14 protein-coding genes and 1 tRNA gene are annotated in these 12,849 nt (G+C 62.9%); 8 read left to right on the plus strand and 7 right to left on the minus strand.

From position 1 onward, the window contains the following. Window position 1 precedes the first annotated feature (1 nt). The 4 genes from HNQ95_RS11600 (at window position 2) to HNQ95_RS11615 (ending at window position 2,693) form a co-directional block, all read left to right on the plus strand. Window positions 2-388 carry an Mth938-like domain-containing protein gene (locus HNQ95_RS11600; protein ID WP_154384057.1) on the plus strand — a complete coding sequence of 129 codons (387 nt, stop codon included), beginning with the start codon at window positions 2-4 and terminating at the stop codon, window positions 386-388. A gap of 34 nt (window positions 389-422) precedes the next feature. Then, complete coding sequence (locus HNQ95_RS11605; RefSeq protein WP_067966476.1) at window positions 423-1,223, plus strand: phytoene/squalene synthase family protein; 801 nt, start codon at window positions 423-425, stop codon at window positions 1,221-1,223. An 82-nt stretch (window positions 1,224-1,305) separates the two neighbouring features. Continuing rightward, window positions 1,306-1,743, plus strand: coding sequence for a hypothetical protein (locus HNQ95_RS11610; RefSeq protein ID WP_067961640.1), 438 nt, complete (start codon window positions 1,306-1,308; stop codon window positions 1,741-1,743). Next, window positions 1,743-2,693, plus strand: coding sequence for a sterol desaturase family protein (locus HNQ95_RS11615; RefSeq protein WP_154384058.1), 951 nt, complete (start codon window positions 1,743-1,745; stop codon window positions 2,691-2,693). Before HNQ95_RS11610 ends, HNQ95_RS11615 begins: the two co-directional genes overlap by 1 nt. A gap of 17 nt (window positions 2,694-2,710) precedes the next feature. On the opposite strand, the gene HNQ95_RS11620 is transcribed toward HNQ95_RS11615, so the two are convergent. Together HNQ95_RS11620 and trmFO are read right to left on the minus strand one after the other, a co-directional pair. Further along, on the minus strand, window positions 2,711-3,229 hold the full coding sequence (locus tag HNQ95_RS11620; protein ID WP_154384059.1) for a GNAT family N-acetyltransferase: 519 nt from the start codon (window positions 3,227-3,229) through the stop codon (window positions 2,711-2,713). A 10-nt stretch (window positions 3,230-3,239) separates the two neighbouring features. Beyond that, complete coding sequence (gene trmFO / locus HNQ95_RS11625) at window positions 3,240-4,649, minus strand: methylenetetrahydrofolate--tRNA-(uracil(54)-C(5))-methyltransferase (FADH(2)-oxidizing) TrmFO (protein WP_182574083.1); 1,410 nt, start codon at window positions 4,647-4,649, stop codon at window positions 3,240-3,242. Between the two features lie 90 nt (window positions 4,650-4,739). On the opposite strand from trmFO, the gene HNQ95_RS11630 reads away from it, so the two are divergent. Beyond that, entirely contained in the window at window positions 4,740-5,333 is a 594-nt protein-coding gene (locus HNQ95_RS11630; protein WP_083948569.1) for a hypothetical protein, read from the plus strand. Between the two features lie 314 nt (window positions 5,334-5,647). Here the strand turns inward: HNQ95_RS11630 and HNQ95_RS11635 are convergent, their stop codons facing one another. Continuing rightward, window positions 5,648-5,788 carry a DUF1127 domain-containing protein gene (locus HNQ95_RS11635; RefSeq protein ID WP_018427695.1) on the minus strand — a complete coding sequence of 47 codons (141 nt, stop codon included), beginning with the start codon at window positions 5,786-5,788 and terminating at the stop codon, window positions 5,648-5,650. A gap of 50 nt (window positions 5,789-5,838) precedes the next feature. Then, the gene (locus HNQ95_RS11640; RefSeq protein WP_082496386.1) at window positions 5,839-5,979 is read right to left on the minus strand and encodes a DUF1127 domain-containing protein; all 141 of its coding nucleotides are present in this window, start codon (window positions 5,977-5,979) and stop codon (window positions 5,839-5,841) included. A 222-nt stretch (window positions 5,980-6,201) separates the two neighbouring features. On the opposite strand from HNQ95_RS11640, the gene HNQ95_RS11645 reads away from it, so the two are divergent. Together HNQ95_RS11645 and HNQ95_RS11650 are read left to right on the plus strand one after the other, a co-directional pair. Further along, entirely contained in the window at window positions 6,202-7,305 is a 1,104-nt protein-coding gene (locus tag HNQ95_RS11645; RefSeq protein ID WP_067966482.1) for a DUF2157 domain-containing protein, read from the plus strand. Continuing rightward, a complete protein-coding gene (locus HNQ95_RS11650) occupies window positions 7,302-7,913 on the plus strand; it encodes a GDYXXLXY domain-containing protein (protein WP_182574082.1) in 612 nt (203 codons plus the stop codon). Before HNQ95_RS11645 ends, HNQ95_RS11650 begins: the two co-directional genes overlap by 4 nt. Window positions 7,914-7,943: 30 nt before the next feature. Here HNQ95_RS11650 and HNQ95_RS11655 read toward each other — a convergent pair whose 3' ends face one another. The 3 genes from HNQ95_RS11655 to HNQ95_RS11665 form a co-directional block, all read right to left on the minus strand. Beyond that, entirely contained in the window at window positions 7,944-9,515 is a 1,572-nt protein-coding gene (locus HNQ95_RS11655; RefSeq protein ID WP_182574081.1) for a glycosyltransferase, read from the minus strand. Between the two features lie 93 nt (window positions 9,516-9,608). Beyond that, window positions 9,609-10,853, minus strand: coding sequence for a glycosyltransferase family 4 protein (locus HNQ95_RS11660; protein WP_182574080.1), 1,245 nt, complete (start codon window positions 10,851-10,853; stop codon window positions 9,609-9,611). A 51-nt stretch (window positions 10,854-10,904) separates the two neighbouring features. Continuing rightward, window positions 10,905-10,989: transfer RNA gene (locus tag HNQ95_RS11665), tRNA-Leu, on the minus strand. 341 nt (window positions 10,990-11,330) lie between these two features. Between HNQ95_RS11665 and tig the strand changes: the two genes are divergently transcribed. Beyond that, complete coding sequence (gene tig / locus HNQ95_RS11670) at window positions 11,331-12,800, plus strand: trigger factor (RefSeq protein ID WP_182574136.1); 1,470 nt, start codon at window positions 11,331-11,333, stop codon at window positions 12,798-12,800. Window positions 12,801-12,849: the final 49 nt, after the last annotated feature.

Here is a 12,849-nt window from a genome sequence, read left to right on the forward strand (position 1 = left end):
CATGGCGGGAATGATCATCCGCGAGGCGCATTTCCCGGGACGGGCGCCCGTCGACGCTTATGGCGACGGTGGCTTCCGTTTCGCCGACATGTCGCATCGCGGATCGATCCTGTGCCTGCCGTCAGGCATCTATGGCTGGCAGCCGGCCGATGCGCAGGCGCTGCAGCCGTCCGATTTCGACAAGCTGTTCGCCGAGGCAGGGGCTGTGGAGATCCTGCTCGTCGGAATGGGTAAGGAGTTGCGCCGCCTGCCGGAAGCGTTGCGCGCCGCGCTGAAGGCCGCCGGAATCTCGGCCGACCCGATGTCGACGGGGGCAGCGGTGCGCACCTACAACGTGCTGCTTGCCGAAGATCGCGCCGCCGCCGCGGCCTTCATTGCTGTCGACTGACGTGCACGGCGCAAACGACCCGGCGAAAGCCCTGATGGATACGGTGCGCGTTGCCGATCGCGACCGCTATCTTGCCGCGCTCTACGCCCCCGAGGACAAGCGGCCGGCGCTTCTGGCGCTCTATGCGTTCAACGCCGAGATTGCAGCCATCCGCGACCGCGTCAGCGAGCCGATGCCCGGTGAGATCAGGCTGCAATGGTGGCGCGACGTCATTGCCTCGGGCAGTCGGGAAGCCGGCGCCGGACATCCGCTCGCCTCAGCCTTGATGGCGGCGATCGAATCCTATCGTCTGCCTGTCGCGGCTTTCGACAACTACCTCGAAGCCCGGATCTTCGATCTCTATGACGACCCGATGCCGTCGCGAACCGACCTCGAGGGCTATTGCGGCGAGACTGCCTCGGCGCTGATCCAACTGGCTTCGCTGGTGCTCGATGCCGACGGCGCGCCGAAGCATGCGGAGCTTGCGGGCCATGCTGGTTGCGCCCAGGCGATCGCAGGGTTGCTGCGCCTGCTGCCGATGCACCGGGCGCGCGGCCAATGTTATGTGCCACGGGACATCCTTGCTGCGGCCGGCCTGACGCCGGAAGAGTTCGTCGCTGGCATCGACGACCAGAGATCGACTGTCGCCGTCCAGGCGATGATTGCCTTGGCGCGCGAGCATCTCCGTGCCTTCGAACGCGGCGCCAAGGCGCTGCCGCAGTCATTGCGGCCAGCCTTCCTGCCGATTGCGCTGACGCCTGCCTATCTCGACCGCGTCGAGCGCGGCAAAGATGGCATGTCTGTGCTGCGCAAGCATTTCGCCATGGTCGCGACAGCTTCCCGTGGGTGGCGCTAGACTATCGTTGACGTAAACGTCAACGATACTAATCTGCCGCTGAAATCGCCTGGAGAGCGGTTTCGGGAGGACATCTGTTATCATGAGCTTGCCAATTCTGGTGGCGATGGTCGTCGTCGGCATATCAGCGGTAGTGGCTGCCGTGCATCTTAGCGGCGGCAGTGCAAAGGCGCAGCTGGCGGGCACGGACCATGCGCTGCAGCGGTTTGCCACTGACTTTCCTGATGTCGCGTCTCGCGCGGTGCTGCTGACCGAGGACGGCGGCACGGCGTTCCTGCAGCTCGACAACGGCTCCGTCGGTATCGTCCGCGGCATCGGTGACAAGTTTCTCACGCGTATCGTGACCGGGGCCGATGTGGCGGCCGTAACTGTCCGCGATGACAGGACCGTAGCGCTGAGCTTGCTCGACTTCACCTGGAAGGGCGGAGACTTCCGCTTCACGGATGCCGAGGCTGCCGGCGCTGTGGTCGCCGCGCTTTCGGGCAGATCAGGCGCAAGCGGCGAAGGGGATAAGGCGTGATGGAGAACTACGATTTTCCCAAGGTCACGGAGCTTGCGATTCCGTTCTTCGTGATCGCGATCCTGATAGAGCTTTGGCTTGTTCGCACAGGCCGGGCGAAGGGCGCTTTCGAAACGCGTGACACGCTGACGAGCCTGATGATGGGCACAGGAAACGTGGTTGCCGGCCTTTTGCTCGGCGTCGTGTCCTACTGGGCTCTGCTCTGGGTCTGGCAATTCAGCGTCTTCGACCTTGGCCTGTCGCTCTGGGTGTTCATCACAGCCTTCCTGCTCGATGACCTGCGCTACTACTGGTACCATCGCATCGCCCACCGCGTGCGCTGGGTCTGGGCCGAGCATGTGAACCACCATTCGAGCCAGCACTACAATCTGTCGACCGCGCTCAGGCAAAGCTGGACCGGCCTGTTCACCGGCATGTTCATCCTGCAGATGCCATTGGTGCTGCTCGGCTTCCACCCGGCGGTTATCGCCTTCGTCTTCGGCTTCAACCTGGTCTGGCAGTTCTGGATCCACACCGAGGCCATCGGCAGGATGTGGGCGTGGTTCGAGTTCATCTTCAACACGCCGTCACATCATCGGGTGCACCACGCCACCAACCCGCGTTACCTTGACGCCAATTTTGCCGGCACGCTGATCATCTGGGATCGCATGTTCAGCACTTTCGTCGAGGAACGGGAAGAGGACCTGCCGCGCTACGGTATCGTCCACAACATCGGCACCTTCAATCCGGTCCGCGTCGCCTTCCATGAATGGATTGGCATGTTCAAGGACGCATTCGCGCCCGGGCTCAGCCTGCGCCAGCGCCTCGGTTACCTGTTCATGCCGCCGGGCTGGAGCCATGACGGCTCGCGCGAGACCTCGGAAAGCCTGAAAGCCGCCTATGTCAGGCGCAATCCCGGCGAAGCGGGCAAGCCGGGGCTGCCTGAAGCGGGGCCGATACCTGGCGAGTGACCTCGCGCGCGTGAGCGCTAGGACGAGACGTACCGCTCGCGCCGCGTGAAGAACAGGAATCGATCAAGCCCGCGGGCGTTGACGTAGGAGCGGACGTCATGGTGCATGCGCCGGGCGACGCTGGCCGATGACGCATTGTCGGTGGCGACAATCGAGCCGATCAGGGGCTCGGTGGTCCTGGCGAAACCGAAAGCCATGGCGGCGCGGGCGGCTTCGAGCGCGTAGCCGCGTCCGCGCCATTGCGACGCTATGTGATAGCCGATTTCCAGCACGCGGGTGCCGCCGGCATCCTGCCAGGTCGGGCCGCAGTCGCCGATCAGCGCACCACTGGTCTTGTCGATGATTGCCCACAGGCCAAAACCGTCGCGCTGGTAGCGTTCGCGGTTGCGGTCGATCCACTCGATCGCCGCGGCCTCGTTCGTCATCTCCGGATAGAAACGATGGGCATAATCGTCATTGAAGACGGACTGGATCGCGACGGCGTCGCCGCGTTCCATTTCCCTGAGCGTCAGCCGTTGCGTTTCCGCAAGCGCCATGGCCTGATGCCTACTCTGCGGCCTGTGCCGCGGGGGCAAGGCCGAGCCAGGCGCGGCAGTCGACGAGCGCGCGCGCCGTCATCGCCTTCTTCTTGGCAACGGTCTTTTCCTTGCCGCGCAGGCGCTTGCCTTCGACTTTCGGCGCTTCCATGACCGGAAACAGGCCGAAATTGACGTTCATCGGCTGGAACGAGCGCTTGCCAGGCTCGTCGTTCGAGACGATGTGCCCGCCGGTGATGTGGTTGAGCAGCGCACCGAAGGCGGTGGTCACGGGTGGAGTGCTGATCTGGTGTCCCAAGCGCTGGGCGGCGGCGAAGCGGCCGGCCAAAAGCCCGATGGCAGCACTTTCGACATAACCCTCGCAACCGGTGATCTGGCCGGCAAAACGCAGGCCCGGTCGCGACGTGAGCTGCAGCGTCGGGTCGAGCAGGGTCGGCGAGTTGAGATAGGTGTTGCGGTGCAGGCCGCCGAGACGCGCAAATTCGGCGTTTTCCAGCCCCGGAATCATGCGCAGCACATTGACCTGCTCGCCATGCTTCAGCTTGGTCTGAAAACCGACCATGTTGTACAGTGTGCCGAGCGCATTGTCCTGGCGCAGCTGCACAACTGCATAGGCCTTCACAGTCGGGTTGTGCGCATTGGTCAGGCCCATCGGCTTCATCGGCCCGTGGCGCAGGGTCTCGCGACCACGCTCGGCCATCACCTCGATCGGCAGGCAGCCGTCGAAATAGGGCGTGCCTTCCCACTCCTTGAACTCGGTCTTCTGTCCATCGAGCAGCGCCTGGACGAAGGCGTCGTACTGCTCCTTGTCCATCGGGCAGTTGATGTAGTCCTTGCCGGTACCGCCGGGGCCGACCTTGTCGTAGCGCGACTGGAACCAGCAGACATTCATGTCGATGCTGTCGAAATGGATGATCGGCGCAATCGCGTCGAAAAAGGCGAGCGCGTCGGCACCGGTGCTGGCGGCGATCGCCTCGGCCAGCGAAGGTGCGGTGAGCGGGCCGGTTGCGATGATCGTCTGGTCCCAGTCCTCGGGCGGGAGGCCGGTGATTTCCTCGCGCACGATTGATATCAACGGATGCGCTTCGAGCCGTGCGGTGACGGCATTGGAGAAACCGTCGCGGTCGACGGCGAGCGCGCCGCCGGCGGGAACCTGGTTGGCGTCGCCGGCGCTCATGATCAGCGAGCCGGCAAGCCGCATCTCGGCGTGCAGCAGGCCGACGGCGTTGGTTTCGGCGTCATCCGAGCGGAACGAATTGGAACAGACAAGCTCAGCCAGGCCGTCGGTCTTGTGCGCGTCGGTGCCGCGCACGCCGCGCATTTCATGCAGGATGACAGGCACGCCGGCCGAAGCCACCTGCCATGCCGCTTCCGATCCGGCGAGACCGCCGCCGATGATGTGAATGGGTTTTGTGCTCATGGCGCCGGAATAATCCCTTGGCCAGGGGAATGCAACGATTGGGCGGCTTGCGAGTTGCGCCCGATGCGGGACAGTCACTAGGATATCGCCATGACGAGACGTACGATCATCCTTTTTGCTGGCCTCATATCGATCATGGCCGGCGGTCCGGTCACGGAGGCCGTGGCCGCGCCAGCAAGAACCATCGACATCTGCCATGGTTATGGCTGCGCCTTTCGTTCGCGCCTCGATCTTGGCCTCGGTGATGACCGCAAGTTGGCATCGATCATGGCTGCCGGCCGTGCCACGCCGGAGGCCGAGCGCAAGGCGATCGCCCGGGCAGTCAGCTATTTCGAAAAGCGGGCGCAGCAGGTGACAGGCGTGCGCGATCAGCCACGCTCGGAGTTCGGCGCCTCGAAAATACGCGGACAGATGGATTGCGTCGATGAGTCGACCAATACCGATGCATTGCTGCGCTACCTCGCGCGTCGCGGCCTGCTCCGCCACCACAAGGTGGAGGCACGCGATTCCAGGGGCTTCCTGCTCGATGGCCGCTATCCGCACTGGACGGCGGTGATCCGGGCCCCCGACGGCGTCAAATGGGTTGTCGATTCCTGGTATGCGCCGATGGGTGGCGCGCCCGACATCATCCGGCTCAACGACTGGAAGCAGCGTGGTGTGCTGGATAGCGGCGCGCTGAACTAGGGCAGTTATCTCCCGAGATCGAAGGCGCGGCGCCAAAACGACAACACCCGCCGGGGGAGGACCGGCGGGTATTGGTTTTGGTGGTCAGCCTCTGGGAGGAGGAGGAAGCTGACCTATTCGCCTTTGCCGGGGAGGAGGTCGGCGCAGGCTGAATTCTGTTCGCCAATCGAAGAGGGCGAGGCTCTCGGGCTAACGACACCCGCCGGGGGAGGAGGATCCGGCGGGGGTGTTAAGGTGGTCAGCTCAATGGGAGGAGAAAGCTGACCGGATCCATCGGGGTCGGGGAGGAGGTCGACCCGGACGGAAAGCTTGAATTAGATTGCGCGGCGGGCGATCGACTGGATCTCGCCACGATTGATGCCGAGATCGGCAAGCTGGCGGTTCGACAGACGGCCAAGCTCGTTCACCGTCTCGCGATATGCACGCCAGTTGCGGTAAGTGCGGAGCAAGTTCATTTCAGTTCTCTTTTCGGTTCGGACAGGTAGTTTGGGTAGATCGGCTTCGGTTAGATCGCCTTGCGAGCGACGAAGTGGATGTCGCTGCGGGTAATGCCGAGGTCGGTCAGTTCACGGTTCGACAGGCGGCTCAGCTCGGAGACAGTGTCACGGTAGCGGCGCCAGTTGCGGTAATTGCGGATCAGGTTCATCTTCGTTTTCCGTTCGTCTTCTTTTCTCTTCTGTGTACGGGGCGTAGATAGGATGCCCTTGCCTAAAATTGAAGCGCTATGCTCGCATGGCAGCAATGCGTTTTGTGCATTGCAACATTAATGGGCATTAAGGCTTCGGTCATAATTGTGACCGAATCTGAAATTCGCCATGATGACAACGGCTTGGCCCTGGTGTGGGCCGTCGGGCAGGGGAAGCGACATATGGCGAGCTATGCCACCAAGGTGAAGAACGACATCGGCCGTTGGGTCGACAGCGGGCTCGTCGACCGCGCGACCGGTGACGCGCTGATCCGCGATGTCGAGACCAATGAGCGCAACGGGCTCAATTTCGGTTCGATCCTCGCCATGATGGCGGCTCTGCTGTTTGCGGCAGCGATCCTGATCCTTGTCGCGGCCAACTGGGAAGCAATACCGCGCCCGGCGCGAGTGGCCTCGCTGTTTGCCGTGATCTTCGCGGGTTATGTCGGCGGAGCCGTGCTCAAGCAGCGGGACCATGGCGGCTTCGCCGAAGCATTGTGGTTGATCGCTGCCGCGGCCTTTGGCGGTTCGATCGCGCTGATCGGCCAGATGTACCATTTCTCCGGCGACGAGGCGGCGGCGATCGTCACCTGGTCGATAGGCACGGCCATAGCCGCGGCCGCACTGCGTTCGAATGCCCTGACTGTCGCCGCCATCGGCATCGCCGACGCATGGCTGGTGACGAAGGGATTTGAGCTGTTCCGCCGCGCGGAGTTTCCGCATCTCTTCATTGTGTTCATGGCCGCATACTGGGCGCTGTCGTTCTGGACGCAGAGCCGCGCTGCGCGCCACCTGATCGCGCTGTCGGTCATTCTCTATGCGGTGCTGCTCGGCTTTCACTACGAGTCGCTGGAGGTCGGGCTGGTGCTTGCGCTGGTCTCGGCAGCGCTTCTCGCCGCTGCAGCGCTGGCACCTGCGGCTTCGGAGCGCATTGCCCAGCTTGGCGGGCGGCTGCCGCTGCACGCGCTGATCGGCTTCCTCTCCGGTATGGGCATGGTCCAGCTCGACCAGATGGATGATGCAGGCTTTGTCATCGCCGCTGCCGTGGCGCTGGCGGTCATCGCGGCCGTGATCGTCTTCCTCGGTCGCGAGAGTCGAGGCTTGCGCTGGATCGCCTATATCGGCTTCGCCTTCGAATTGGCGATCGTCTACATGGTGACGGTCGGCTCCATGTTGGGCACGGCAGGCTTCTTCTTCGCAGCTGCAATAATCCTCGCCGGCCTAGCTTATGCGATCATCCGCATCGAACGGCGCATGAAATCACAGCCAGCCCAGGGAGCCGCGTGATGACCCGCTACAAGCTCGTTGTCGCCGCCATTGTCGTGGCCCTGGCGCAAATCGGTTTCCTCGGCTGGATGATCGTCGGGCGCGCGGCGATCCTGCGCGACGGCAAGGAAATCCTGCTCAAGGTCGAGCCCGTCGACCCGCGCGACCTGTTGCGCGGCGACTATGTCAGGCTTGGCTACGACATCTCGCGCATTCCTGTCGAAATCGTCGAAAACCTACCACAGGGTGAAGCGGCGGCCGTGGAAGGATGGCCGATCGTCGTCCGCTTGAAGAAGGACGCTGATGGGTACTGGCGCGCCAAATCCGCCATGCTCACTACTGACTCGACGATCGCAAGCCCGGATGAGGTCGATCTTAGCGGCCAGGTCACCAATGCCTGGAGCCTGACGCCGGGTTCGACCATTAGCGTCGACTACGGCATCGAGCGCTTCTATGTGCCGGAGGGCGAAGGGTTGGCCATCGAGGAGGAGATGCGCAAGCGCAACTCCGGCGCGGAGCCCGAATTGCGCAGCTTCGGCATCAAGGTGGCGGTCGGCAGCGACGGCACCGGCCAGATCAAGGCACTGATGGACGGCGACACAATGCTGTTTGAGGAACCGCTCTATTAAGGCATCAAGACAGGGCAAGTCCGCTGGCGTTCACCAGGGGACGTGCAGTACTTCTATTTTAGGCAGCCCGAGCGGCACGACGCCGAGATCATTGGCAAGGGCAGCAAAGCCTTCTGTCTCGAGCAGGAACCTGTAGGGGATCTCGGGAAAGTTGAGGCCGCCGCGATGCAGCGCTGCGTCGACGAGCAGCATCGTGCCACCGACGCCGTCGAGGTTTACGCTGTCGAGATGGCGCAGGTCGCTAAGGTAAAGCCTGGTGTTTTCCTTGGCTGGAGGCTGGTAGAGGCCGCCGCGCAGCGCGCGGTAGTATCGGTAATCCCTTGGCTTTCGGAGAGTGGCAAAGCTGTTCATGTCGAAGCTGCCACCACCCGGCGCCACCGCGCAGTTGGGAACGACGATCCTGCCGCCCGAAGCGATCAGGCGCGATATGGCGTCCGAGGGATAACGCCAGACGTCGATATCGATCCACAGAGCCCAGTCGTCACTGGCATCGAGCCCGTGGCTGATGAGATGATTGCGGACGGCGGCAATGGCCGAGCGGCGCTTGCGTTGAAGGCTCGGCTTCCAGCGCTTCGCTCGTTCCATCTTGATGCCAAGGTCCTTCTTGAGCAGCACGATGTCGCGGTAGTTTCCCTTGAGTGCAGCGGTCGCTTCGGTCAGCCTTTCCCAACTGCCGTCGCTGCTGTCGCCTTCGCAGAACACCAGCTTTATGCACTCCTTGGGGTGGCCGAGCCGGGCGAGCGCTGCGAGGAAGGGTTCAATGTGGTCGGCGGCATCGCGCAATGGCACAAGTATCGCGATGTTGTTGCCCGAGGGCGGTAGGCGGTTGAGGGCAGCCGGGTCGACTGCCGCCTGTGCTGCGGCCAGGTCGAGCTGCTCGCCTTTGGTCAAGGCATGCCGCGCCTGATAGTAGCTTTGCCGCAACCGTGCCAGCAAAGACGGTGGTTTGGGTTTGATCCACCAGGTGCCGGCCCAGTGATGAATGGACAGGGTCGCGGTCGTGGCGGCGTCGGCCGAATTGCCGCTGCTGCCAGCCGGGCTGAAAAGTTCGTTCGGGTGGATCGCAAAGGCCGACTGATCGGGGAAACTCAGCTGCGCCGCCGTCAGAAGGCATGGGCCCGTGGCATCGAGAACGTCCCGCGCATCCTTGACCAAAGGCAGATAGGCAAGCAGGTGGGGCCAGAACGGGTGTCCTTTCGGGCTCGCCATCGTCCCGTTGAAGAGAAGGTGAGGCAGGTTGCGCATGCGCGTCTGCGCATCCGACTGACTTTGGGGTTCCTTGCACAGGACGACGCGGTTCTCGTCCAAAAGCCCGTCGAAGGGCGCCACGCATTCGCAGTCGATGTCGGCATAGACGCCACCGAAATGGTGCAGCAGCATGTAACGCGCAGCGTCCGCACGCTGGACGCCGACCTTGTAGCTGCAGTAGGTCTCAAGATAATCAGGATAGTGTTCGGCGACAAAGTCGAGCAGCATCCTGTCGCTCCACAAGATGTGCCGCCAGCCCGGATTGTGTTTCTCCCAACTCGTCGACCAGCTGAGGAATTTGTCGGGAATTCTGTCCGTCTTCCAGGTCTGGTGAAGAATTTTTGGAATTGTCATGCAAAGCCGATCAACTTCGTCTTTCAGTCATCCTGCATGTCATGGCATTATTAGACAAGGCTTATCAAGCTGATATCGAGAGTTTCTCGGATATCACGCGAGGCTGGATCTGACGGCCGCCGCGATGGCTTTCGGACCGAAGCGCTGCGTGACTGTTTCACGGGCACGGAGCCGCCGCGCCTGAAGCCAGTCGGTGTCCGTGCACAGCGCCGCCGCGCGCGCGGCGAGGTCGTCGTCGGTCTCGGCAAAGTCGATGTCGACACCGTCGACAAGGCCGAGGCCTTCCGCAGCCAGCCGGGTGGCCACGACCGGGAGGCCCCAGGCCATCGCTTCCAGTATTTTCAGCCGCGTGCCGCCGCCGCTGACCAGCGGTACGACGGCAAGATGCGCTCGGCGATAAAGCTCCGCAAGATCGTCTGGATTGGCTATCAGTTCGACATTGGGCAAGGCAGCCACGTCGCCAAGGCTGCGGTGCGGGTTGCGCCCGGCAATGACGAGCCTTGCGCCGCCGAGCGCGGCGTGCAGCCGCGGCAGGATTTGCGTTGCCAACCGCCGCGCCGCTTCGAGATTCGGCGGGTAGTTGAGGTGGCCGATGAACAGCAGCGTCGGCTGGCCCGTGGCCATTGCGGGCTGGTCGGCCAATTGTTCCGGGATGAGATCAAACCGGGGAACGCCATTCGGAACGACATCGGCAAGGGCACGCCCGCCGGACAGGTCGCGTAGTCTGTCGCGATCCTGCTCCGAGCAGACCCAGACCTTGTCCACCATGCGCAGCGACTGCAACTCGATGTCGCGCATGCGCCTGACATGGCGGGCCTTCTTTGAGAACAGCCCTCCCAGCCAGCCGGTTTTCGGCATCATCTGCCTGAAAAGGTCGGACTCTATGTTGTGCATGTCGAGCACGATCGTCGACGCCAGTGGGCGCAGATGCTCGAGGAGAGGAAACAGTGGAATACCCTCGACGACGATGGCATCGGGCTTGAAGTCGCGTGCCGCCGCCAGCAGGCGCGTAAGCGCGACTTGCGGGATGCGCGTGTCGATCGGGGTCCGGCGTTTGGCGAGGCGCGGCGAGGTTGCGGCCTCGGCTGCGTTGGCAAGGGCGAGTGTCGTGATCCTGTCGTCGTCGAGCGTCGTAGGTGCAGCTGGTGCGTGGACCGAGGTCGCCAGCACATCACCCAGCCCCGCAAGGGCCTGGACATTCTGCCAGTTGCGTAGATCCCCACCCGAAACGGGCGGCCACACCGCATCGGAGGCAATGAGCAGGCTGCGTCGCGGTCGGACCGGGCGATTGTTGTCGGCAGTGGAGGTGGTAGCTGGGGGATTTGTCGTTGCGTGCACGGCTCGATCACTCGCGATCAGAGGTTTCAGGTCCGCCGGGCAGAGCGTCTATGGTGCGGATGATAGGAGTCGAACCTACACGCCTCTCGGCACTGGAACCTAAATCCAGGGCGTCTACCAGTTCCGCCACATCCGCATGCGACCGCCAATCACATGCCGCCATCATTCTGTCAATCTCGGAGCCGAAATGACCCGGGCCGGGAGAAACCGCGAAGATAGTTGAAAATTGGCTTCGCCTGTGACAAAAGGCCTGTCAAATAGGATGGGACGCAAAGGACCGTCTCTGAAAGATACGATAAGAAGTCGGAAAAACAATAACTTATCGGATTTTCGGAAGATGGCGGAGCCAAACGGGCCGCGATGGCGGGCCAGGATGACGATTTGCGAACTTGAAGCCACCCCCGGCAAACGAATTCCGGCAGGCTGAACGGCAGGACGCCGTTCAAGCCGCGCCATACGTAAAACAAAGGTTTGATGATGCAGGTCACCGAAACGCTCAACTCCGGCCTCAAGCGCGAGATCAAGGTCTCGGTTCCTGCCGGCGATATGGAAGCCCGTCTCGAGAAGCGGCTTTCGGCTGCCAAGGACAAGGTCCGCATCAACGGCTTCCGTCCGGGCAAGGTGCCGATGCAGCACATCCGCAAGATGTACGGCAAGTCCTTCATGGCCGAAGTGGTCAACGAGATCCTGACCGACTCGACGCGCACGATCATCGCCGAGCGCGGCGAAAAGGCTGCGATGCAGCCCGACGTCGTGATGACCGAGGACGAGAAGGAAGCCGAGAAGATCCTGGCCGGCGGCGTCGATTTCGAGTTCTCGCTGAGCTATGAAGTCATTCCCGCGATCGAGATCAAGGACTTCACCGACATCAAGGTGTCACGCCCGGTCTACGACGTTCCGGAAAGCGAGATCGACGAGCAGGTCAACCGCGTTGCCGAATCGGCGCGCTCCTACGAGCCGAAGACCGGCAAGGCCGCCGAAGGCGACCGCGTCACCATCGACTATGTCGGCAAGATCGACGGCGTTGCCTTTGACGGCGGCACGGGCGGCGACCAGCCGCTGGTGCTCGGCTCGAAGGAGTTCATTCCCGGCTTCGAGGACCAGTTGATCGGCGCCAAGGCAGGCGACGAGAAGCTCGTCACCGTGACTTTCCCGGAGAACTACCAGGCCGCGCATCTGGCCGGCAAGGAAGCCACCTTCGACGTCACCGTCAAGGAAGTCGCTGCCCCCGGCAAGCTGGAAGTCAACGACGAGACCGCCAAGAACCTCGGCCTCGAGTCGCTCGAGAAGCTGCGTGACATTGTTCGCGGCCAGATCGAGAACCAGTTCGGCGCCATGACGCGCCAGAAGGTCAAGCGCCAGCTGCTCGACCAGCTCGACGGTGCCTACCAGTTCGAGGCGCCTTCCAAGCTCGTCGAAGCCGAATTCGGCAACATCTGGAGCCAGGTGACCCGCGATCTCGAGATCGCCGGCCGCACCTTTGCCGACGAAGAGACGACGGAAGAAGAAGCCCGTGCCGAGTACCAGCGCCTTGCCGAGCGCCGCGTGCGCCTCGGTCTGGTCCTCGCCGAGATCGGCGAGAAGTCCGGCGTGACGGTTTCCGACGAAGAGTTGCAGCGCGGTCTGTTCGACACCGTTCGCCGCTACCCGGCCAGCCAGCAGCAGGAAGTGTTCGATTTCTACCGCAACAACCCGTCGGCGCTGGTCAACCTGCGCGCGCCGCTGTTCGAGGAGAAGGTCGTCGATCACCTGCTGTCGCAGATCTCCGTCACCGACAAGAAGGTGACCAAGGAAGAGCTGCTCGCCGACGACGAGGACGAGGCTTCGGCAAAGCCGGCCAAGAAGGCTTCGGCCAAGAAGGCAGACAAGGCCGAGAAGGCCGAGGGCGAAGAGCCCAAGAAGAAGGCCGCTCCGAAGAAGAAGGCCAAGGAAGCCGACGCCGAATAGGGCGACGCTCCTGAGTGAAACAGGAAAGGCCGCTGGAGCAATCCGGCGG

The organism is Aminobacter ciceronei (assembly GCF_014138625.1).
Taxonomy (GTDB): Bacteria; Pseudomonadota; Alphaproteobacteria; order Rhizobiales; family Rhizobiaceae; genus Aminobacter; species Aminobacter ciceronei.